Origin of the sequence: Spirosoma aerolatum, from assembly GCF_002056795.1 — a bacterium.
Taxonomy (GTDB): Bacteria; Bacteroidota; Bacteroidia; order Cytophagales; family Spirosomataceae; genus Spirosoma; species Spirosoma aerolatum.
The window spans coordinates 4623822-4647399 of record NZ_CP020104.1 but is presented as its reverse complement, the minus strand read 5'-3'; the positions used below and the strand labels follow the sequence as shown (position 1 = coordinate 4647399).

Here is a 23578-nt window from a genome sequence, read left to right as displayed (position 1 = left end):
ATTCTAAAACATAAAGCTTAATGCCAGAACTTGAAACACCACCGGCTCCAGCGCCTGCGCCAACGCCCACATTTGATCCCAATGCTGCGGTGTCGAATTTACAGTCGCTGGGTTACCACGTCTTCGATAAGGGGTATCAGTTTGACAAGGCCCAGGCCGAAAAGGACCCATTTTTAGGTCCAATTGTTTCGAAGGTTATCGCCGATAAAGTATCCGAAATCGGCCTACGTACGGATCAGGATATTTTTGATTCGACGGGTATTCCCAAGCAAAACAAGGATGAGAAATGGTATGATTACTTGAAGCGTGCAGCCGCCACGCTTCGCGATCAGGCTAAAGCTAATCCGGATGTTGATAAGATCAAGACCGACTACCAAACGCAGTTGACGTCGAAAGATCAGACTATCGCTGAGATTTCGCTGGTCAATGCGATTGGGGGCCTGAATCTTAATGTATCACCTGAATCGCTGGAGTCGCAGCGTGAATTGCTGGTGATGCGCGCCCTGAGTTTGCCGCACCGGATTGAAGGCCGTAATATTATCTTTCAGAAACTGGCCGATAACGGAGCACTCATTGATGTAATCGATACAACAACGGGAGCACCGATGGCAGCAGCTAAATTTCTGGAAACCCAGTTCAAACCATTTTTAAAAGTTGAACAGCCAGCGCCTGAAGGCCCAAATAAGCCGCCGAAACCAGCCAATACCAATAAGGCCATTCCAACGAATGTTGACGAGATCGGGGCCGAATTGATTGCGGAAGGGTTTATGCCGGGGCCTGAATTTACGGCGGAGGTGCAAAAGCGCAAAGTACAGTATATGATTAAATAGTACCCGCATCGAATGCGGTTCGCTTGTGTCCAAGGGGTGGACGAGGAGGCTTTTTTTATCGTTTAGTCCAATGTTTAACCGACTTCAAACCCAGCGCAAAGGGGCTGTCATGGGTGAGCGTCATAACCTCACACTGTCATGCCAGCAGGCTTGCCACTTACCCTGCCGACTGCCTATACCGCAGCGGTCGGCCGTTACAACACCGCATCGCTAGAATTCGAGCAGCGGAAAGATGAATACAATGCACTGGCGGCCTTTATTCGGTCGTCTCCTTCGCTGTTGTCGCAAACCGACATCAACCAGGAGAAGCAATCGTTTGAGCGTCCGTACCAGATCCCGGTAATCAAACGGGTTGCCATCAACCTGGTCGACGGTCGGATTTGCGATCTGGACGGTCAGGAGGCCAGTACGGACATGGTGGTAATTACGTTTACCACAAAAGGTTTCCGGGTGAAAGTGCCAACTGAAATGCTGGATCAGAACTACGTTCGCTACGTGGATTTGCTGTCTGATCTGATGTATCACGCCTGGCATGCCTGGTATGCGTTCATGGAAATCAACTGCGTTAACTACCTGGAGGCTAACAAAAGCACGTCGCTGGTAGCTGAACCAAACTTCTTTACCCAGGATAGTGCGGCTTACGTGGGTGTGATCGGCATGGATTTCTATTCAGCATATCGTTACGTGACAGGTCGTAACCTGCTGTCAGCAAATGGTAAATTGCTGGATGTTATGTCGGGCGCGTCGATGGTGACCCGTTACCGCATGGGGGCCAATGGAGCCAACAATGCAGTCAATCAGGCGATGTTCGTCGGTGGCGCTGATCCGTATCCATCGAATTTCCTGACTCCGGATTCGGGTTATCAGGAAACGCATTACCTGTTTCCGGTTGGCGCTGTGGGTATTTACCACTGGCTAACCCCAAATGCGCGTAATCGCAAGGTACAGGTAGCGGGTCAGGATTTCTGGTGGAGCGAGAAAGATCCGATGTTTGGTTATTTCAACGCCAGCGTCCACTACCAATCAAAGTGTCAGGAGAAAACGATTGGTACCGGGGGCGCGACTGAGCCTGTCTACTACGACATCTACGAATACACGATCGATCCGTCGCTCCAGAAGTCGTACACGTCGGTAGTGGGTGAATCGCCGATTATCAAGTACAATCTGGCTCCTGCTGTTATCTAACGAATGAAGGAGTCTGGTAATCGGACTCCTCGTTTTATTGTTTCATTTTAAGCAATCATATCCATGAAAAAAGCCATTGTTTATGCCCTGTTAGGCTGTTTGATACTGCTTAGCGCTGGCGTTTTTGCTCAAAGTGTCGTCGTACCCCCGTCCAAACAGGTTATCCCTACTGCAACGCGGGTATTTTCAACGACGGCCACAAATAAAATTACCTTTCAGAATGGCACGGCCGGCCGGGCAGTTTCGGTTACCAAGGGTACGACCCGTATCGTAGCGGATAAGACCAATTTCGGGGCGAATGTAGCCGTTATTCAAACAGGTGACGGTGCAGTTATCTGGTCAGGTCGGGCGAATACCTTAACTATTTCAGGAGTTAGCAGTACAACAGCGACAAAGGACAGTCTGAATCGAAAGTGGCTCGACGATAATTTAGACAGGTAAAAGGTTACTCAAAAGATTACTACTCAAAGCCCCCGCTACCGTCATTGGTGCGGGGTTTTTGGGTGAAAAGCACGCCGATTATGTACAACGTCACTGCGGTAACTGAAGCCCTGCGCGGCCTGGTTGGATTCCGGCCCCATATGGACGCATCGATGGAGCCACTGGCTGCTGACTTAACGATTTGTCGCTCCGGGCTGTGGATCGATAAAGCACACCCGCTGATTACGGCTAAAATTCTTAATAATGTAGCTGTTGATACCATTACGCGAAGCTCCGAACCTAATGATGAATCAGATAGTAATTCGGAAGCCGAAGCTGTTGATACTTTACTATCGTTTTTAATTCGGGATACAATCGACGGGGCCATCGCCGATGTACTGAGCGCACTTCGGACCCGAAAACTATTGCGTTATGAAGTCAAAAGCCTACTACCACTAACGCAGCTTTACGACGGCGAAGGAAGTATTTCGGATCTGATTCAGCCCGCAGGTCGGTTCGTAGGGCTTCAGTTAATCACTAACGATGAGGAGCTAGCCCTGTTACCGAGAAAACTGGGCTTACAGTTTACCGGACCCGTTACCGATTTGCCAATTTACGTGCAGATGGGTGATGGTAACTTGGTACAGAAAACAACGGTCAGTACAACCAATTCCAACCGGATGCAGTGGGCTACGATTAATTTAACCCTGTCAGGCGCATCGTACTACTATATTGGTTATTTTGAAGATAACCTGCCTGATGGCGTTCAAGCCATTCGCCGGGCCAAATCAATTGGAAACTATAGCTGTGGCGGCTGTTATCCACCTGATACTACGCTGTGGAATCGCTGGCGGTCATTTATTTCCGTTAAGGCGGTTCGTCGGGATAACGAAGGCGACCCCTTCGACTCAATCGACGATATGAACTACGGTTTAAATCTGGCACTGGCTGTAGGGTGTGATTTTGGTAGTCTGATTATTAGCCAGCAGATGCAACTCGCTGAGGCTATTCGTCAGCAGGTTATTGTTAAACTGCTCAGCGAGATTGCTTACTCGCAGCAAATCACTACACTGGAACAGCAGGTGCGTCAGAATGCAATGTTTGCGCTCAAAAATGGAGAGGAAGCGAAACTGGAAAAGCTACTTGATGCGCTGGATATTGATTTATCAGGCTTATCGGCTCGCTGTTTGCCTGATACAAGATCGGCAACCATGCCCGTGCGCCGTACGGTATTTAACCCCAATCGTCGATGATTGCTATTCTTGACCAACTCGACCGTATAGCTGACATTGACCTGGAACAGGTTTGTGAGCAAACGGTTATGCAGCATGAAGCGCAAATCACGGATTTTAACCGGAAACAACTGGATAAGGGGCTTAGAAGTGATGGTAGCGATTTAGGCCAGTACAGCAGCATCAAATACAAAGGACGTTTACGTCCTGTCGATCTGGATTTGACTGGCGCTTTTCGTGATTCATTCCAGGTTGACCCGGAAACGGGCGGTTTTATTATCAATGCAACGGATTCGAAAACCGAAAAGCTACAGACAAAATATGGCGAGGATATTTTAGGGGTTCCAGATCAGGATGAGGAGGAAGTAGGCGAATGGTTGCAGGATGCTCTAATTACAGAAATTGACGATCGGATATGACAAACCTTGACGCGGCCCTATTGCCGATACTGGACTCCATTCAAGCTCAAATCAATGTGTTTACCCAGGTGTACGGCCGACTTCGTATTGAGATGGTGAAAGGGGTTGATAATCTGGTATCAATCGACAAGGACAAACCCCGCAAGCTGCCTGTTTACTGGGACCAAACCAAGAAACGATCTATTCCAATCCTGCCTGACCAAAAGAAAGGGGGATTGCTGTTTTTTGTAACAACTGGCGCTGTCAAGGTTGTCAATCCAGAGCCTGGCTGGGTGATTCAAACCCAAACACAAACCAAACAGTACCCATTGGCGCTACTGGCGTGGTGGGATTCCAGCAAGCAGGCTTTTTCACGGGAACAGGTGCAGTTGGCCATAGAAACGGCGCTTGGCTCCTGTTTTGACTGGCAAACTGAATCCATCGAAGATCAACTTGCAACCCGCGTGTTTCGCGATCTGGATTACGATTTCACGAATCATGGGTATCTGATGAATCCATTTGTTGGTTTACGAATTGAGGGCACCTTAACCGTTGTCGAAAGTTTATGCAACTCCTAGAATTTGTCACCCTGTCGGCGCTGACCATTGCAGGCGTCCTATTCTGTCTAACCAAATGGGGCTTTCTGGCTTGGTATAGTGTGTACCGCAAGAACTGGATGCCGCCAGCGGACTGTTATTTCTGTATGAGCGCCTGGACGTCATTTCTGGGTTCATTATATTATTTTGAAATGACAATAGGTGAACATTTTTCTTTTTCATACACACCTACCACAAGCGATGCCTGGGTGGTTATCATTTCAGCCATTAGCGCACTGGCCATCGCAACCCTGTCAGCCTTTTTCTGTAGTATAATTATTCAACCAGAATGAATTTTATTATTTCGTACGGCGTATACCCATTTGATTTGATGGTGTCAATTGGCGAAGACACAGAAACGGTAAAAAAGCGGCTTTCGAAAACAAACTTAAGTCGACTGGATATTGAACAGACGGATGTTTATGAGATTGTTGGTAAGGGTAGAACGGTAATGTTTAGCAACGGTGCAACCCTACTTCGCCTGCCACACCTACCAGAAACCCCGTTTGAGTTTGGTGTTTTATCGCACGAAATATTCCACTGCGTTCATTTCCTGTTTGAGAAAATCGGAATTAAGTTATCAATGGACAGTGATGAAGCTTTTGCTTATATGGTTGGCTATATTACATCAGAGATTTTCCATAGAGCCAAACTAACCATACCATGCAATCCCTAACCCTACCCACTGGACAGACAATCCGGTATTATTCTGATCTTGACGAATTTCCTGCTGAGCGACGGTCGTACCTGACCCGCTACCAGATCGAAGCGGCCGAAATCGACCTTTCGCCCGAAGCCATTGCCGACCGATTGGGACTGATTTTGCAATACAATGCGGAGGGTAGAGGGGCTGATGTAGCTGTTTCGCTGCAAAATCTGCTTTTTTCCTTCAACATGATCCGAATGAATTATGCACCCGACGAACTGAGCTTTGGTGTGCTGATTTATGATGTCGATGGAGTAGCGGTTACTGATCTATCACCCGAGGGATTGCATCGAATACTAAAACCCCTACAGATTCCGCTCACTATAATTCAGCAGGTGCTGGATGACGTAAAAAAAAACTCTCAGACGACCGAATCCGTTATTTCCCTCGGTTTGCAGGGGATGCTCAGATAAGCTATCAGGAATATGTCGATGCACTGTGCGCTGATGGCATCGAGGCGACTGACGAATCCGCTGTCCGGCTCAAAGCCATTGAATTTGCTATTTTTGGGGAGACCAATAGCCCACACATACTAATGCCCGGCGACGAACGCAATGCGGCTGATGCCGATAAAAAAGCGATGGAGAGTTTGTTTGCAGCCTTAGAAGAACGGGGCGTTCATCAGCCTAAAAAACTGACCGAATTTGAGGTGTACGCCAGACTGGAGGAGTACAGAAAGAAGCCAAGAACTGAACGCTAAATTTTCCCTATCTTTACTACACTCAAAGGGGCTGGGTAAATATAGGCAAGCGTATTGGTTCGCTGCCTGTGCATGATTCATCGCCATGCGTGCTACTCGCGCCAATCTGCTGAGCTGGCTTACTGCAACAGCCAGCATCCCGTTTCCCCGAATAGTTCCTGATTGCCGAACATCAGCCCTGGTTACGTATCCCGGTGAAGAGACCCGGTTCTATATGAACCTGGCAACGCCTGTTGCGCCAAACTTAGGTGGCCCAGTCGTTACACTCATTGAGGCCCGTAATTCGGGCGCATCGGCATCGGTTACGGCCAGTCTGGAAATCGATAGCATAGCGTTGGGGCAAAGTTGTTTGTTCGGAACGTTAACCTGTCCATCAGTTTCGCCTGGTCTATATCGCTGGAAGATTGTTTGGGGGCCTTCCACCTGGACATCTTCACTGATTGAGGTACTAAGTCAGATGGACGCAGAAGTGCAGAGTATTCGGACTGTGCTGCATCACGCGAAGACACTGTTTGGGGTTCGCTACCCCTGGCTTGATTCCGAATTTACGTGCGCATTTCGGGTTCGGATGGTTCAGATCGGCGTTCCCGAATTTCCGACCGAATCCAGTTCGTACCGGGAAAGTACGACGGGTGAGCCGATCAATTATAATCAGGCATCCGATAAGGTGCTCAAATTTCAGGTACCCTATGCCGATTCCGATCATCTGGAAGGTATACAGTGGATGTTGCTGCACGATTCGATCACCTTCAACGGAATACCTGTCCGCACCCGCGATTTTCTGACGCCCTCACCGGGCCGATCGGCACTGGCCCCTGCTCAGTTTTCCGTAACCGACCTATCCTTTGCGTATCCTTTGATTTCTTAACCCATGGCGAAACGAATCAATTTTTCCGAACTGATTGATCTGGACGCTTACCACAGGGGAGTCGCCAAATTGGCGCAAGCCTATAGCCATAAGCCAATTGATGAAAAGCGACTGGCTTACCATGTAAAACAACTTCTTAAGAAAATAATCCGCTTTTAGGTATGGCCAAACGTCGCATTGAGTATCAGGAAATGGTCGATTTGGATGGCTACCGGAAAGCGGTAGCGGATGCCAAAGCAGACTATAAAGATTTTGTCGATAACGTTACCCGTCTGAATAAACAGATGGGCGACTCCATCCTGCAAAGTCTGAATGCGCTGGAAATGATCCGCAAAGGCAATGCCATGGCCGGTAGTAACCGCGAAATGGAAGAGTATGCCAAGGTGGCTATGGTGACAACGCAACAGCTTCGAGACCAACGGGCAGCATCGGCGGCATTAACAACAACGAATCAGCAGTTAGATAAGGCTTATTTCACCTTAATCGAACGACTGGAAAAAGTTGTAGCTGCCTATACTGCCAATGAAGGGGTTACAAGTCGGGACATTCAGTTAAAGAAGCGGCAGGCGGCTGAAATTGTCAGTCTGGATAAGCAGTTAAACCAGCTTAATAAGTCCGTCAAAGCGAATACGGATTCCGTAAAGGAGATTACAGGGCAGTACAATTTGCTCGAAAAAGAACTAAAAGAAGCTAGGTCCGCACTCAAAAGCCTGGATGGGGCTTTTGATCCATTGACAGGAAAAATTAACCGGACCAATGCTACCGCTGTGGTGTTGGCAAATAAAATTACAACTGCCGATACGGCTCTGAAAAAGATGGCGGCTACTATGGGTCAACATCAATTAAAAGTCGGACAATACGAAAATGCGCTAAATGGATTAGTCAATGGTGGATTTGTTGGACTAATTGGGTCGCTTGGAGTCGTTGGAATTGCTTTTACTAAAGTCATTCAAATTGCGGGGCAGGCTATTGATAAGATGAGTCAGTTCGAACAGATTCGGGCGGGACTTAAAGCAGTAACTAAAGACACCAATGACTTAGGAAGCTCACAACTATTTTTAGAAAAAACAGCCGACTCCTTAGGCATTAGTGTAGCCACATTAACCGATAGTTACAAAGGTATTAAGGTGGGTACGCGCGATACAGCACTGGAAGGCAAGGAGGCAGACCGGATTTTTAAGGCATTCACGACCCGATTGGCTGAGTTAAAAGCCCCGGCCGATAAATCTTACTCTGCCTTAAAAGCCCTAAGCGATATGCTTAGCCGAGGCAATATTACCGCAGATGACCTTAAGGATCAGTTAGGTCAGGCCATTCCAGGGGCTACCAAGTTGTTTGCAGACGCCCTCGGCGTTAGTACTGTGAAGCTACAGGACATGATGCAAAAAGGGGAACTGTTAGCCATTGATGTATTACCTAAAGTAGCGACACAACTTGAAAAAACATTCAGCGGAACAGCCGCTGAGAATGTCGAATCACTGGTAGGCGCTACGGCTAGACTGGACAATCAGACGGGCCTATTACTGGATACCTTCAATCAGACATTTGGCATTACCAGGTTCTTTGCCAGTATTAAAAATGGCATTGCGGACACATTATCAAATATGAGAGCCGCCATGCAGAGTAAAGATTGGGCCGCGTTTTTTCTGTCGCTTAATCCTAAGACATGGACGCTGGCCCAGTATCGGATAGATGTCGATAGTAGCTACAAGAAAGCGATTGACGACTTTATTTCTATGCCAGAAAACATGCGGAAGGCTAGATTAGACATATTGAAAGACTTAGCCGCAAATGCAAAAAATGTCGGCGAAACACTAGCTGGTACAGCACCCGAACGAGCACAGGCGCTTACTGATTACAAGAAATACACTGAACAGCTTACCATTTTGACCCGTGAGCACATCAAGCAAACCGCAAAAGATAGGGAACAAGGACGCATAGACGAACGGGAGTCAGACAAGAAATACCATGAGGGCCGCATTGAGGCTATCCGTAAGCAGGCACAGGAACTTTCATTGGCTGAACGAAATGCCCTTATATCTCGCTATCAAGGACAAATTAGCCAGGATCAATCAACTATTCAGAAACGGCCCGACTTGGTCAACTCCTTAACGCGAGACATTAACTACGCCAAAGAGTTTATTAAAGCTATTCAGGATGTAAATAAAGAACTGGAAAAGAAAGACAAAAAAGATGCAGAGCGGGATGCTAAAGCCGCAAAACGGGCCGCCAGCGTGGCCGCTAATCGAGCCAAACAGGAAGCCGAACAGCAACTGCGCAATTCATTGGGTGTAGTATCAGCCTCTACAGGCGAACAGTTAGGTGATTTGACCAGTAAGCACGAGCAGGATTTAGTTACCGATCAGCAGTACATAATGGCTCGGTATAACATTACTGTATCGGGCATAAATAAACGCCGGGCATTACTGATAGCGGCTGGTAAGCAAGAAACGGACGATTACGCCAATCTAAATAAAGAACTGGCTAAAGCAGATGCCGATTACCAGAAAGGAAGGGCCGATATTCAGGAAAAAGCCTTTAAGAAGGTTTTTGATGCCGCTAAAAAGGCAATTGTTGGCGATGAGAACACGATCAAAACCAATCTGAAGAATCGACTCGCTGATCTGGAAACTGCATTTGAAGCTGAGCAGGGCCGGGTTCGCGCGGCTGTTACCAAGCGGCAAATCACTCAGGAAGAAGGTGCTCAGCGCATTCGTGATCTGGAACTTCGTTATTTAGATGATATTGTCAATGCCACCGTTGCCGCTTCGGATACCCAGCAACAAGCCATCGCCCGACGGATTGATGAACTTAAAAAGCAGGGAAAAACACAGGCGCAGATCGAACAGATTCTGCAACTGGAAATTGAGGAGACGCGAAAAGCCACCGAAGAGGCCGATGTCGCCCGTGATAAACGACGGGTTGACCGGGCTAAAAAACTGGCCAAAGATGAAGAGGATATTGAGCGCGAACATCAGGATCGTATTCAGAAAATTCAAAATGCTGCTTTGGATAATCTGTCGACGGCCGTTTCGTCGTACTTTGATGTTCGGGCAGCTTTTCTGCAACAGGATCTGGATAATCTGGAAAAACAGAAACAGTACGAACTGGATTTGGCAGGATCAAATGATGAGCAGAAAAAAGCAATTGAGTCTAAGTACGCCCAGCGACAAAAGCAGATCCGTCGTAAACAGGCTGAAGATGAGAAATTAGCAGCTATCTTCTCTATCGCCATTTCAACCGCCAAAGCTGTTGCCGAAGCTTTGCCTAACTTAGTATTAGCAGCTCTGGCTGGCTCGCTGGGCTTAATACAGGGTATTGCTGTGGCGGCCAAACCCCTTCCCGAATTCTGGAAAGGTACGCAGGATGCACCCGAGGGACCCGCCTGGGTAGGGGAGCGGGGTTATGAGTTGATTGAATCCCAAAAAGGGGGTAAACCTTATTATCGTCTGGCTGCCGAAAAGCAAATTATGTATCTCAATCGACATGACCGGGTTATGACCCATCAGGAAACAAAACAGTTTTTGCGGGTTAATACCGAACTGGCGCAGGACGTTCGTTCGGCCCCAGGGGGCAGTATGTATTCTCCGGTTGTCCAAGCCGGACCATCGGAAGAGTCCATGGAACGGGCGATGCGCAATGCATTGGCGGGATTGCCAGTTGAGGAAAATCACTGGGATGAGTTAGGATACCGACGGGCGCAACGCAAAGCTGATCAGCACCGGGCTTGGGTGAAGAACCATTTCAGTTTGCCCAAAAACTAGAAATCAGATTTCGGGGTTTTCAGTGCCCTGTTTAATGATAATAATAGTGTGTACACCTGGTCATTGGTCTGATCGTAGACTTTTTGCATAAACCCTTTCGAGGCACCTTTCACGGTTTCGATCGGCCCTTGAATTGTCTTGACGCGAACAAAGAAATTATCAATTGTTGCGCGGTAGCGACCGTCTTTGATTTCTACGCTAATACTATAGTCAACGTCTGTATCCTGTGGAATGCCGATACTAGTCGGCCGAACAATAAATGTACCCTTTCCGGAAAGTTCGCCCGTTGCTGCATCACTGATTTGCAAGGAGGCATTAGCTGATTTGTAGGTTTGAGCAAACCAGCGACGGGCGCGCTGGAATAATTCATCTTTATTCGTATTACCAATCTGCTCAACAACTTGATACTGGACGCGTCCAGTCGCATCCAATGGCAAGACCTCGCCTAATTTAGTGCTGTTGGCGGGTTTGCTTTGAGCGATCACGTTTAACGATACCATCAAAACCAGAAAAACAGCTTTCATTTGATATAGTTAGTTAACAACCACAACCTTTACCAACAGTCCAAAAGCATCTGGGCTGTATATTACAATCGGACTTATTGTATTTTGAGCAACCGCATTGTGATGTCTTCGAAGGGCCTGGATCGCCACCTCCACAACTTAATAATCCAAGAATAAAACAAAAGGACATAATCTTTTTCATAGGAAGATTTGGTGTGATTTAAGGTCAAAAAATATCAATTCAACCTAGCAAGCAATCGTTCGTGTTTAATCAGAAGTTCGGCATAATCCCCCTCCTCCAATTCCCGCACCCGATTAATGGCTTCATTTAGCAAATCATTCATTTCGTTAAACGCCTTTCTCATTTGAGCCTGCGACTCCATCATACGATCATCGGCCTCTGTCATCAAGATAGCCCGTTCGGCGGCCTCATTAACCAGACGGGTAGCCTCTGTCCGGAACCGTTCAAATTCGTCTCTATCCTGTTGGTATCGGATCAGTTCAACGTCTTTAATGCTCCGCTCTAATTTGCGTTTTTCTCTGGCAAAGCTTTCCCGTTCAACCTGACGGGTGATAAAAAAAGCGAGTATGGCGCCGATACAGAAACCGATAAACATAGCACCTAAAGTACTTGATGCCCCCAAAATACTATCCACACTTTTGGCAAGTGGCGTAAACACGGTGGCAAGTGGCTAAAATTCGTATCTTTACCCTACTCAAAAGGCTCAGTAATGATACCGCTAAGGGGCAGCGCATTACTCAATGCCTTTCCGCCTGCTTATGGCACTGCCCAGCCCGTATTCCCTGCCTGATCTGTTTTATGGCTCTGCCGACGCCGATCACCGCATGTCGGATGCAGATACGTACTTTCGACTGGTTTCCCCTGCCCTCAACCAAATCATTTCGATTCGCGAACCAATCGGCTGGGATGGCGCAGAATGGACACTTGAAAGGGATACCCAATGGCATGGTATTAATTTCGAATTTACGGGCGAAGAAGCGGTTTTGCGATTCCAGCAGGTTGAAGCAATAGATTTTATTGAATTGAATTACAGTCGATCTGGACCTAATGTAACGCTTTTTCTGGAATGGGGCCTGACGGACAATACGGGCGATCTTGCCCTGCAAACACTTCGGCTCAACCTGGCCAAACGAAGCAAAAAAGGAGGAGAATTGACCATTCCGGCCGAACGTTACAGTGTTCACCCTGATATTCGGGCGGGATGGGACACTGTGCTTTCCATGGACCAAAAAAAATCTCTGATTAATGACAGTAGCAATAATCCGGTTGCAATCACTCCTCCAGCGCCATCTATTCTGGTTCTACACTCGCAGCGCATCAAAAAAACAACGACAATTAAACCGATGCCTGATTTTCAGGATACGGATTGGGTGAGTTTTCAGAATGATGGAACGAGTGTTTTGCAAGGAGGATCTGTAGGGCAATCGGTAGGGCAATTTCAGGCATTTCGGCATTTCTTACTCTACTTTCCGCTAACAGTAGAACGGGCTTCACCCGCCGAGGTGGATACTTATTTAGGCAATAACCTGGAAGTTGACACATCATTACCCCAGTCATCGGGTCATGCCCTTTTAAAGATTGCAACTGATGGAGAATATACATTCTCCGTTGTTATTGATTTTCAAGTGGACTGCCGATTGCAACGAGCTGCTATTTCCATTTCTCCGCCTAAAATTGATGATTATACGCTGAACTGTTATCTGGTTGTAGGTAATACAAAACATGTAGTAGGTTCGCAAATAGCTGGATCGCCGGGTAGTCGGTTTATGGGAGTAGCAAGGTACACGGCCAGTCTAACATACACAGAAAAACTCCCCAAAAATACGGATGTTTATTTTTATGCAGAACTGGTAATCAATCCAAGCCGGGCGAATTGGCGCGGAACCGACGTACGTCTATTGGTATACTCAGCCTCGATTAACATCACCGCAAACACCTACGCACCGCCATCAGCCTGTCCAGCCTATCCGGTTTTTGACGTATTATCCCACTTCATGGCCTGCCTGACAGGCCGCCAAAATGCAGTTCAAAGTAGTTACTATTCGTTTGCTGGTAACGATCAGCCGACTGACGGGGGCGGCTCGCACCGTCTCATTACAAACGGCTACTACGTACGGGGTTTTACAGGCAAGCCAGTTCAGAACTCCATGCAAAAATTCCTGTCGAGTTTGCAGGCGATCGATGCGATTGGTTTATCCTACAAACCGACGGATGATGGGGATGTGCTGGTCATTGAACCTATTGCCAATTTCTACCGGGATAACAAAATGCTGAGCCTTTCTTCGTATTCAGTTATCGAAGAGGAGACGGCTGGTGAGTACCTAAATACGGGTGTGGAGGTTGGTTATAGTACCTTTCCCGATGAGGGGCCACAGGTGCTCGATGAGTTTAACACCAAACAGCAATACGCTTTGCCGATGCGCGAAGGAGCGACCTATAGTGCCGTTTCGGATTTAATTGCCTCGGGTTACGCACTGGAGATGACCCGGCGCGCGCAGTTTTCGGCGCAACCGAACGATTCAACAACTTATGATGATAACAACTTCATTGTTTGCGCATCCCAGCTTGCCCAATTAACCCCCGAACACAGCGAAGTAACAGTAACGGCCGTATTTTTTATGGTAGCCGGCAAAGCCAGTCTTGTATTTGATCTGTTTTACAAACCCGCCTGGATGGCAAAAGGGGTTACATTTCTGGTATCAGGGACTGAGCATAACGATGGGGTTTATAAGGCCATTGATTATCTGGATAGTTACGTTGGCAATAAAAATCAGGCAGTTGTAACGCTGGATCGACAGATTACGGAGGAATTGGTCGTAGCTACGTTATCCGTATCGATGGATTTTGCGTTTCAGGCCGAACGGGATGAAAGCTTTGAATCGGTAACGGGTGTACTTGATCCGGAGACGACTTATAATCTCAGGCTGGCGCCCCGGTTTAACCTCCTTCGTCATGCGCCCTACATTGCTGGTGGGCTAATTTATAGTAATGGCTCGGAGCCTATTCGCTGCACGTATGTCAAGAATAACGGAACGCTTCGCACCAAACTGGCAGACAATGCAGAGGGTGATTTGAATATTGACAGTCGAAAACTCATTCAGCATAATGACGACTTAACGGTAGCCGATCTAAAATATCCAATCAAACCAATCTGGAAACCGGAACGGATCAAGATTAGCACGAAATTGAGTACAGGGCAAATGCTGTTCTTACGGGCCTGTTTGACGGGCGCTCACCCAGACCCTACACTTCATTATGGATTTATTGAACTAACGGGTAGTAATGGAGTTATTGAAGGATTCCCACTAAGTATCAGCTTCAAACGGTCGACGGGCGAGGCTATATTGATACTACTTAAAAAATCGCTATCTTTAAGCCAGTTACAAGGGCAAAGGGGCTGCTCGTTCTATGGCGCATATGTGTTTAATGTCTTTGAGGCATCACAACCTGGCGCAATAGACCCCTGGATCGAACAATGTACGTTCGATAATTTCCAGTAAAGCAGCCATTTCGTTGCTCATGCCTACTCCCCAGAAAATTCTCCCTGGCGACTCGCTTGAAACAGGCTTTCGGGCGAAGTACAATTCTACTGTCGGGTCAGTTTCAATCGCTGCACAAATTAATAGCAATGGCGTTGTCAGCTTTTATGGGCTGGATAACGCCCTTTTATTTTCTGTCAATCTAGGATCGGTACTGGCCTTTAAGAGCGACATACCCCCGCCGTATGATGGGCACCCACAATCCTTTAACTCCGCTTCAGAGGAGAGCGAGGGGGTGCTCAAGTTGGCTAACGAGGACGAGGCAAAGGCTGGTACTGACGAATTTAAGGCTATGACCCCCGCCAAGACATTGGCCATGTTGCTAAGTTTTGGTATTGTAAAAGTTAACGAAAATGGGGGGATTGTTTTTAATACAGGTCAGTTAAGTGACCTGCAAACTGTTCTTGGCAACGGTGCCGATACGGACATTATGCCGTTCTTCCGGGGAAGCATTGCGGCTGATGTTCCAGATAAACCGACTGGGGCGAAATATCCCTATCTATCGGTTGCTCCCGATGGTCAGTTTTATAAGGATGGCACAACAACACCGACCGATCCGACCGATCCAACAGACCCCACCGATCCCACCGATCCTACGCCGACCGACCCAACGGCTGACGAAGAAGAGGTTTGGGACAACTTCAAACACTACGACGAAGTAGCTGGAGACCTTGGCGATATATTCGTTACCTGTGACCGGGCCGAATTCACACCCATTGATAATGCACCTGTTTCGCGGGGTGTATGCCGCATCATCGATGCAGCCCATAGTAACCCACTGCTTTGTAAGGAAGGCTTAAGTATTCAGTTACAGGTCGAAGAACTCTTTACAGATGATCAATGGCGGGTAACTACGCATGCCGTGTCTAACTGGCGGTTGGTCAATTCAATATCAGGCCAGTCCATTTCATCTGGCGGCCTGTTTGCCATTGCTCAAAACTCATTATCATCTGACGGGTCAAACGGAGTCAGGGCCGACGTTGCCGATGGGTTCGGGACCGTAGAGGGGGTTATTCAACTATCCAAAAATAATCCTCCTGTATGGGACATTCCGGTAGCGTTCCTGACGGGCTATAAGGATCAAACCAACTCATTTAATTGGGCGGCTAATCATGCCAGAGACCAAGATAACGATAACCTCACCTGGTCGATGCAGTACTCAACTGATAACAGTACGTGGGGGGCTATGCCTAGCTGGGCAACGTTTGACGCTGGTTTACGCAAGTTCACCTATACCGCTCCTGGCCTTTCGGCTGGCGGGTATTCGAGTACCTACTATTTCCGTCGTATCGTGAACGATGGACGCGGAGGGATCGCGTATGATCCATTTTTCTTAATAATAACCTTAGCTCCATAATGGCATCTGTTTTTTCAGTTCGACGACGCATCGTAAATAAGAAAACTGGAGCGATTAAGCTTGAAGAAACGCGGTGGGGTAGCTATTCCAGTACACTAACCTGTACGCAGCAGGAAGTGGCCTTTTTGACTTTGGGGGGCACTCAAAAGATGGGTAACACCATCGCAACGCAACCCGTACCCGAGCAGGGTAAACACCTCGAACCAAGGGACTGTACCGGAGCATCGTTACCGGACATATTCGTGACCTGTACGCGGGACGATTTCACCCCCTACACGACACCACCGCCAACCACAAACTATAACTCTGATGGTGCATTAGGAGGGCACTTTGTTGTATGAGTACTTACTACGAAAAGCGGATCAGTGCCGATGGTACTGTTTCGTATCGCCCCGAATCAACGGCAGGAAGTGAATATTTTAAAGGTGATCCAATATCCCAGTTACCACCGGGTGCAACGGCTGTAAGGCTGGCCAGTCGGGTAGGTCGGCCACATACCTACGAAGCGGGAAAAGCTCAGGTAAACTTTATCGACATTGGCGGCAGTAAGTCAAAATACTTTATGTCGGTCGACTTTCGGCCGTCAACCATCAATCATGCCCAGTGGATCAGGTTCGGCAATAGCAAGATTTCCAAATGGTGTAGCGATCAGGCAGACGGTACAAACAAATTCAGTGACCTACCAGAGTTCCGAAAGTTTGACTATTCAGTAGAAGGCGGTGTATTGGCGAATCCGTCGGGCGGCCCGCGCCTTGCCGGACACTATTTCTATACGGCAACAGCTACCCAACTGGAAGCCGCTTTTATGAACAACATCCCGCGCTATGGTGCTGGCGCTCATTGGATGGCAAACATAGAAGAGTCTAACTATTGGATATGGGACTACTACGACAACCCAAGTCCTAACTACCCTCCTTGGGATGCTGTTAAAACCCAGAAAATAAAGTGTTACTCCGATGGTGTAGAACGGACGCTGGAGCAATTACGGGCTGATGTTGGTAGACGCACTGCTGAACAGAACGTCCGTCGTTCTATCGGCTTTGCCCTCTTCCTGCAAGTAGCTGGCCGTGGTGGTGCTTACGCGGCCTTTGGTTCGTCGGCCTGGCAAGGGGAACCCCGCACCAACTGCCTGACCTACATCAACCGCTTCCTTGATGATGCCTCGATCGATGTGAGGTACGTAGAAGGCTATACAGGTGTACCGGGCAAGGTGACCTTCTCAGGCGTGACCAATGGGCAGGCTTATAGCCGTACCTACGAGAACATGACGGGGAGCTTCTATAAGTTTGAGACGTTCCATCTGGATTACCATTACTATTTCTCGTATGAGTACTTAGGCAGCAACTTTAATGCAGAACCCGATTACCCGACCCTGTACGCCAACTCAAAAAACATTCACCCTTTTGCGCGTGAGGTTGGGCATTGGATGGCTAACCGGATCAGGCTACAGGATGTACACGGCGGTAAGCTTATTCCATCGGTTCGTATGCATGAGCTGGAGTATGAAGGCGATGGTTCATACAAAGAGCGCACACCGGCCGGTTTTGGCCTAAAACCCAACGCATGGGGTGATGGCGGAAACCCGAAAATTTACGTAATACCCTACGTCATACGGATCATGCGTATGGCTCACCACTTCTTAGAGGGCGAAACCGAGGGGTCAGGATTCCACATCTTTCACGCTGAAGGTGCCCCTAATCAGGGTATTGTGTACAGCTTCACCCAGGAGAAGTATAACCTTCACCTGCACACGGTTTCGGCTCTATATGCAGCCGCAAGGGACATGGAAACGATTTTAGACAAAATAGTAGACACTACCCTAACGTGTGACATTGATATAAAGATCGGTAATACAGGCTCTTTCCAGTCAGTCAATGGAGCAACAGCCTATGCGTTCGGTCCTGATGGTTCACGAGGTACAATGTTGCCCTGTGCGATTACTCGGCACAAAACTACCAGTGAGGGGCTGTACGTCATTTTCATGATGGCCATGGATCAACCATGGGGAACGACTCGCACCGACGTTATACGCATTCCCGGAGTCGGAAACGGGAATACCATCAAATGCACGTATAAAGGACCGGACTTACAGGTGTTTGAAGTCCTGTTCCCTTCTGGCGTTTCAAACACTGAATTCACCGCACAAAGCATCATACCCGCCTGGACAAAGCCCGGCTATGGTGGTATCGTAAACAGTTAAACATTTATCAGGATGGCGTTAGGCATTCAAATACTCAGAGTTTGGAAACGTGTCTTAAATGTGGAAGACTATAAGGTTTCGGCAGAGCGAGACACCTTGGTTTATCCGTTAACGGATGCTGGTGACGCGAAGTTGGCCAGTGATGCCGAAAAAGGGTACCTCAATTTAACGGTCGACAATGGGGCTATCATTCCCAAAGGCACTATACCTCCATTGGTAAAACCAGACGCGCCCACTGGCGGTGGTGGCGGAGGTGGTGGCGGTAGCGTTCCGGCCTATAACTGGAAAGAACAGGCCGAAAACGGTACGGGTACAGGAGACTGGTATCATGGCGATGCCGTAGGTGATGGCAACGTTCGGGGGCCATACGGCAACAGTTCGCAGTACCTTGAATTTTATCCCAAAGGTGTACCGATTACAGCCAATAATTACAAGCTTGAAATGCGGGTACAGACCAACTATGATACTGGCGCAACGGGCGAGGTTGGTAAAATTCGGGTCATCATCAATAGCGGCTCACCAATCGACATTGAGAACGTGCGGGGCATGGGCGGTAAGAAGAGCACCTACTACCTGGAAAACCTGACCCTCAGCGCAGGCGATAACAACAAGATCCGCTTCGAAGGTCTGTTCCGGGACTATGCGATTGACTACATCATTGTTTCACGTCCAGCCAGCTCCTAGTTATGCGACTCATTAAACTCCTTTCTATAATACTGCTGATGCCCCTGCTGGCATCGGCACAGCTTTTTACCTGGGAGGGTGTACCGGGCCAGCCCACGACCAAGCTATTTACGCTACAGTCCGACTGGAGCGGTACGGTTACCGTTACCGCCTATTATTCGGACGGTGGTCAGAAAGTACCGGATCGACTGCAACCTAGTTTTACCAAAACAGGACTAACCATTTCAGCGCTGTTTTCGGGAACGGCTACGTCGGGTCTCCCCAACAAAACATTTGTGGCTATTGCCACGGGTAACGTGGTTAGAATCCGGGGGAACTTAGTTCTAAAACCCCTCGCCGATCAGGTCTTTGCAGTTGGACAGGCCTCGGCCACAACGCCTGGCTACCTGTCGGCTCAGGACTGGAATACGTTCAACAATAAGCAGAACGCATTAGGGTTTACCCCGTTGAATCCAGCCAACAACCTGTCTGAGTTAATCGCCAATGCAATGGCTGTTCGGGCTAACCTGAACATCAAGAGCATGGCCAGCCAGGAAAACTTTCAGGTAGCCATAACCGGGGGCAACATCAACAACCTAAGTACGCTGACGGGGGCAAGCGGTGTGTTTTCAACGTATCTACAAGCGGGTGGTGTACGGTTGACGCCGATCAATAACAATAGCCAGAATCTGGTATTGGGCTATGATCAGAGCGCAGGCAAAACGTTTATCAATTCCTGGAACGGCAAGCCGCTGAATCTGAACCCTTCGGGAGGGCAACCCGTCAATGTCGGTGCAGCGTTGAACGTGACAGGCCCTATCAGTACGTCAGGCGATATAACATCCACCATCGGCACCATTACAGCCCCTTACCTGTACATTCCTGAATACACTAATGTGGGTGGTGGCTTCTACTCGTCAGGTCCTGCGCTGTTCGACAACGTAACAACGTTTTCAAATACAGTCACGGTTAACTCAAATCTGATCGTTACCGGACCAATTACGACCACAAACACAATCAATGGGGTAGCCGCATCGAAGTTCCCCTATCTGGATGTAACCAGCTCGATACAGGGGCAACTCAATAGTAAGGGGGATGCGTTTCAGTCGGGCAATAATGTATTTACCGGTGACAATGAATTCGATGGAACCACAAGCTTCTTTGGCCCTGCAGCGATTAGCGGGGGAGCCACCTTCGATGGAACCACAAATTTCAATACAGGCACCACAACCTTTAATAACAATGTGGTGCATACGGCCCCAGTCTCGATGAGTAACGGCCTGACTGTTAACCAGCTTAAACTGTCTTCGGTCAACACGGCCCCTTCGTCCTCCACGGCCGCTGGCAGTCCGGGCGAGATTCGTTTTGCCGCCGGTGCTCTGTATTTCTGTATTGCTACCAATACCTGGGTCAGAGCCGTCTTCAGTCCGTTTTAATAGCTAATACACATGGCCCTAACCACGCTCACCGATAAACCTAAAACGCTCAACCTGCAAGGGTATCCGGGCAACAGCCTGACTGTCGAACTGACGATTCAGGGCGATAGCCCTATGCCCGTTGTGACGAGCCGTACCTACTATGCGGGTACGGATACGCTGCTAACCAACCGGCAGGCTACGGTCAGCAGGAGCGGTCGCGTCGTAACGATTCGGTACGAAAACACAACAGATTTTGGGGATGCCTATCACGAAATTCTGTTCGACAATCGCAAGGTACTGGCTGGCTCGATAAACATTACGCGTAGTACGATGACTGGGCCATCGCTTACCCAGGCACAGATTGTGATTGCCGATCCGGCCAGCCCGTTGCAGGTTGAAATTGTAGGGTATACGGTTTCGGGCAGCACCATCATACCAGAGGAGTTGACTGATCACCTGACCGATTATAACAATCCGCATCAAACCACAGCCGCGCAAGTTGGCTTGGGTAATGTCGATAATACGTCCGATGCCAATAAGCCCGTGTCCACGGCCCAGCAAGCAGCCTTGAACGGCAAGGTTGATAAAGTAATGGGTAAGCAGCTTTCAACGGAGGATTACACAACGACCGAAAAGAGCAAACTGTCCGGCATTCAGGCAGGCGCTACGGCTAATAGTTCAGACGCTACGTTACTGGCCAGGGCAAACCATACCGGAACGCAGTCGGCTGATACTATCACCGACGGCACGACGAACAAAGCGTACACCGCTACCGAAAAAACGAAGCTGGCGGGTATTGCTGCAGGCGCAACGGCTAACGACACTGACACCAACCTGAAAAACCGTAGCAACCACACCGGCACCCAACTGGCCGCTACGATTTTGGACTTTTCGAGTGCAGCCGATGCCCGGATTGCGTCTCAGAAAGGACAGGCCAATGGGCTGGCTACACTGGACAGTTCGGGTACGGTTCCTGCTTCGCAGCTACCCAGCTACGTGGATGATGTACTGGAATTCGCAACACAGTCCGGCTTTCCGGTAACGGGCGAAGCGGGTAAGATTTACGTCACGTTGGATACCAACAAGACGTATCGATGGTCAGGGAGTGCCTACGTTGAAATCGCTTCGTCGCCGGGTTCGACCGATTCGGTAACGGAAGGCAGCACCAACAAGTATTTTACTGAAAGTCGGGTACGCTCTACACTGCTTACTGGCCTTGTTGCAGCCGTGTCGCGGGTGCTACCTGTCGATACAGACAGCCTGTTAACAGCATGGGGCAAGGTGGTTAAATTCCTGACGGATCTAAAAACCGTAGCGTTCACCGGTGCTTATTCGGATTTGACGGGTACGCCAACGTTTAAGACGATCAACAGCAATTCAATTACTGGCACTGGCGATATTGCCATTACCAGCAACCCGGTCACGACCACAACCAATTCCAGCGCATCGGGTAGCATCAGTTGGGCGTGGTCAACAGCGATCAACGTGTTTAACGTGACGACATCGGGGAACTGTACGTTTGCCAATCCGACTGGATTAAGTTTTGGTCAGCAGGGAATTTTGCTGGTAACGATTGGCGGAGCAGGGCATACGCTTAGTTTCGGTACGAACTGGAAATGGCCGAATTCGACTACACCCACGTTTCCGACGACTTCGGCTAGCGTTATTGAAATCAGGTTGTTTTCGGATGGTACGAACGTGTATGCGGAGTGGGCGAATCCGACCAGTTTGGTAATTGGCCCTACAGCCAGCCAAACAACAGCCCTTATAACTGCTAGAAACACGTCGAATGCGAACGCGAATGACGTTGAATGGGGACATCCTACTAGTGGCTATATGGCGACACTGGGGCACGAAAGCACGACGGGCAACCCCTTTGTTGCTTTTTTCGCTCAGGCAGGTACTGGTAATGCTACGTTTCGCACCAGAGGCTTGAAAGGCGTGGTTGTTAAGCCAACCACATCAGGAGATTTGACATTCAACTCCATTGCGTCGGCTAATGCTGACAATCAGGCAGCTACGGAATGGGGGCGGTTCGCTGTTAGTGGTGAACTAATGATCAACACAACGACCAACAATTCACGCGATAAGTTACAGGTCAACGGCTCAATCAGCTTCAATTTCGCATCCGGCAGCGCAGATCCTACAACGACAGACCTTCCTTCGGGTAAGTCAATCCTCTGGAAGAACACCACATCAGGCACAATCAAATGGTACGTCAACGATGGCGGTACGATCAAATCGAGTGTAGCCTTCTCATAACCTCATCCAACGACCATGACAACCGAACTACTCGACTACTTTGCGGCCAACCCGTTCCTGCTGAAAACGAACTGGCTCAACTTTTCAGAGCAGGACATAGCCTACCTCATCTCGACAGGCAGTGTGAAAAAGCGTCCTGAATACCATGTCAATCTGAGTTCAGACGGTCCCTATGATACGGGTTCCGCCGAAGGTCGATTGACCTATGTACACATGCAGCCAGTGCCCGAAGGATTCAATGAGGAAGCCTTGAAAGCCTGGAAAGCGCAGGGGTTTACCAATGCATTCGTGCTAAACGGAACACTGGAAACGATTGTGTACGATAGTCCCTGGTCAGTTGATTTCTTCGATCAACAGGAGATGGAGTTTACACTTGGAGCTATTCTAAGCCTACCCAAGAAACAGGCAGCACTAACAGCCATCAACGGCGGGTTCCCCAATATCGTCATTCGGGTGAAGCCTGCCGAAAGCCAGACTGAGCCAACCTGACGGTTAGACGAAGCGCCTACAAGAAAGTAACACAGTACCCACTCAACCGAAACCTTAATCATGAAGGAAGCTTATAGTATTTATCAATCCATTCCGAGTGACGTACTGATTGCAATGTGCCTATTCTTAGGCGCCATGGCCCGGTTAGCCCGGAATGAGTCGATTAGCTTTTGGGCGGCCGGGAAAGAGTTTTACTATTCAATTATCACCGGGGCCTGCATAACGGGCGCGGTGATCTGGCTGGCTGACTGGGATTTGAAGACGGGCTGGTGGGTCGCACTGGCTGCGCCCATGGCCTGTTCGGTGATCGTTGAAATCGCCCACAAGAAAGCGGAACAGATCCGCGACATGAGTCTATCCGAAACGATTCTTTTCATTTTCGATGAACTTAAAAAACGTCTCACCAAAAATCCAACTACGTAATCT

24 protein-coding genes are annotated in these 23578 nt (G+C 48.7%); 22 read left to right on the top strand and 2 right to left on the bottom strand.

All coding sequences use genetic code 11. The features are described from left to right. Positions 1-20: 20 nt before the first annotated feature. From B5M13_RS19135 to B5M13_RS19085, 13 genes are all read left to right on the top strand, one after another. Positions 21-830, top strand: coding sequence for a hypothetical protein (locus B5M13_RS19135; RefSeq protein ID WP_080057189.1), 810 nt, complete (start codon positions 21-23; stop codon positions 828-830). Between the two features lie 138 nt (positions 831-968). Beyond that, entirely contained in the window at positions 969-2015 is a 1047-nt protein-coding gene (locus B5M13_RS19130; protein ID WP_080057188.1) for a hypothetical protein, read from the top strand. A gap of 63 nt (positions 2016-2078) precedes the next feature. Next, entirely contained in the window at positions 2079-2456 is a 378-nt protein-coding gene (locus B5M13_RS19125) for a hypothetical protein (protein ID WP_080057187.1), read from the top strand. An 80-nt stretch (positions 2457-2536) separates the two neighbouring features. Next, positions 2537-3688, top strand: a complete 1152-nt coding sequence (locus B5M13_RS19120; RefSeq protein ID WP_080057186.1) for a hypothetical protein — start codon at positions 2537-2539, stop codon at positions 3686-3688. Then, complete coding sequence (locus B5M13_RS19115) at positions 3685-4086, top strand: hypothetical protein (RefSeq protein ID WP_080057185.1); 402 nt, start codon at positions 3685-3687, stop codon at positions 4084-4086. The genes B5M13_RS19120 and B5M13_RS19115 overlap by 4 nt, the downstream gene beginning before the upstream one ends. Next, positions 4083-4643 (top strand): hypothetical protein, encoded by a 561-nt coding sequence (locus B5M13_RS19110; RefSeq protein WP_080057184.1) that lies wholly within the window; start codon positions 4083-4085, stop codon positions 4641-4643. Before B5M13_RS19115 ends, B5M13_RS19110 begins: the two co-directional genes overlap by 4 nt. Beyond that, positions 4631-4954 (top strand): hypothetical protein, encoded by a 324-nt coding sequence (locus tag B5M13_RS19105; protein ID WP_080057183.1) that lies wholly within the window; start codon positions 4631-4633, stop codon positions 4952-4954. The genes B5M13_RS19110 and B5M13_RS19105 overlap by 13 nt, the downstream gene beginning before the upstream one ends. After that, on the top strand, positions 4951-5337 hold the full coding sequence (locus tag B5M13_RS19100; protein WP_080057182.1) for a hypothetical protein: 387 nt from the start codon (positions 4951-4953) through the stop codon (positions 5335-5337). Before B5M13_RS19105 ends, B5M13_RS19100 begins: the two co-directional genes overlap by 4 nt. Continuing rightward, positions 5325-5780, top strand: coding sequence for a hypothetical protein (locus B5M13_RS19095; protein ID WP_080057181.1), 456 nt, complete (start codon positions 5325-5327; stop codon positions 5778-5780). Before B5M13_RS19100 ends, B5M13_RS19095 begins: the two co-directional genes overlap by 13 nt. Positions 5781-5902: 122 nt before the next feature. Next, positions 5903-6067 (top strand): hypothetical protein, encoded by a 165-nt coding sequence (locus tag B5M13_RS33500; protein ID WP_155297295.1) that lies wholly within the window; start codon positions 5903-5905, stop codon positions 6065-6067. Between the two features lie 85 nt (positions 6068-6152). Continuing rightward, on the top strand, positions 6153-6935 hold the full coding sequence (locus B5M13_RS19090; protein ID WP_080057180.1) for a hypothetical protein: 783 nt from the start codon (positions 6153-6155) through the stop codon (positions 6933-6935). A 3-nt stretch (positions 6936-6938) separates the two neighbouring features. After that, on the top strand, positions 6939-7094 hold the full coding sequence (locus B5M13_RS33495; protein WP_155297294.1) for a hypothetical protein: 156 nt from the start codon (positions 6939-6941) through the stop codon (positions 7092-7094). A gap of 2 nt (positions 7095-7096) precedes the next feature. Continuing rightward, on the top strand, positions 7097-10699 hold the full coding sequence (locus tag B5M13_RS19085) for a tape measure protein (RefSeq protein ID WP_080057179.1): 3603 nt from the start codon (positions 7097-7099) through the stop codon (positions 10697-10699). Here the strand turns inward: B5M13_RS19085 and B5M13_RS19080 are convergent. Beyond that, the gene (locus B5M13_RS19080) at positions 10696-11223 is read right to left on the bottom strand and encodes a DUF4468 domain-containing protein (protein WP_080057178.1); all 528 of its coding nucleotides are present in this window, start codon (positions 11221-11223) and stop codon (positions 10696-10698) included. The two genes, B5M13_RS19085 and B5M13_RS19080, sit on opposite strands and share 4 nt — an antisense overlap. A gap of 215 nt (positions 11224-11438) precedes the next feature. Continuing rightward, the gene (locus tag B5M13_RS19075; protein ID WP_155297293.1) at positions 11439-11882 is read right to left on the bottom strand and encodes a hypothetical protein; all 444 of its coding nucleotides are present in this window, start codon (positions 11880-11882) and stop codon (positions 11439-11441) included. A gap of 100 nt (positions 11883-11982) precedes the next feature. Between B5M13_RS19075 and B5M13_RS19070 the strand changes: the two genes are divergently transcribed. Genes B5M13_RS19070 through B5M13_RS19030 form a run of 9 tightly spaced genes read left to right on the top strand, consistent with a single transcriptional unit; the run spans position 11983 to position 23575 of the window. Then, positions 11983-14724, top strand: coding sequence for a hypothetical protein (locus B5M13_RS19070; RefSeq protein ID WP_155297292.1), 2742 nt, complete (start codon positions 11983-11985; stop codon positions 14722-14724). A gap of 19 nt (positions 14725-14743) precedes the next feature. After that, on the top strand, positions 14744-16120 hold the full coding sequence (locus B5M13_RS19065; RefSeq protein ID WP_080057175.1) for a hypothetical protein: 1377 nt from the start codon (positions 14744-14746) through the stop codon (positions 16118-16120). After that, entirely contained in the window at positions 16120-16461 is a 342-nt protein-coding gene (locus tag B5M13_RS19060) for a hypothetical protein (protein ID WP_080057174.1), read from the top strand. Before B5M13_RS19065 ends, B5M13_RS19060 begins: the two co-directional genes overlap by 1 nt. Then, entirely contained in the window at positions 16458-18320 is a 1863-nt protein-coding gene (locus tag B5M13_RS19055) for a hypothetical protein (protein ID WP_080057173.1), read from the top strand. Before B5M13_RS19060 ends, B5M13_RS19055 begins: the two co-directional genes overlap by 4 nt. 60 nt (positions 18321-18380) lie before the next feature. Then, positions 18381-19004 (top strand): hypothetical protein, encoded by a 624-nt coding sequence (locus B5M13_RS19050; protein WP_155297291.1) that lies wholly within the window; start codon positions 18381-18383, stop codon positions 19002-19004. 2 nt (positions 19005-19006) lie between these two features. Continuing rightward, entirely contained in the window at positions 19007-20419 is a 1413-nt protein-coding gene (locus tag B5M13_RS19045; protein ID WP_080057171.1) for a hypothetical protein, read from the top strand. A 12-nt stretch (positions 20420-20431) separates the two neighbouring features. After that, on the top strand, positions 20432-22663 hold the full coding sequence (locus B5M13_RS33820) for a hypothetical protein (RefSeq protein WP_179950454.1): 2232 nt from the start codon (positions 20432-20434) through the stop codon (positions 22661-22663). 15 nt (positions 22664-22678) lie between these two features. After that, a complete protein-coding gene (locus tag B5M13_RS19035) occupies positions 22679-23152 on the top strand; it encodes a hypothetical protein (RefSeq protein ID WP_080057170.1) in 474 nt (157 codons plus the stop codon). A 60-nt stretch (positions 23153-23212) separates the two neighbouring features. Continuing rightward, positions 23213-23575 (top strand): hypothetical protein, encoded by a 363-nt coding sequence (locus B5M13_RS19030; RefSeq protein ID WP_080057169.1) that lies wholly within the window; start codon positions 23213-23215, stop codon positions 23573-23575. Positions 23576-23578 lie beyond the last annotated feature (3 nt).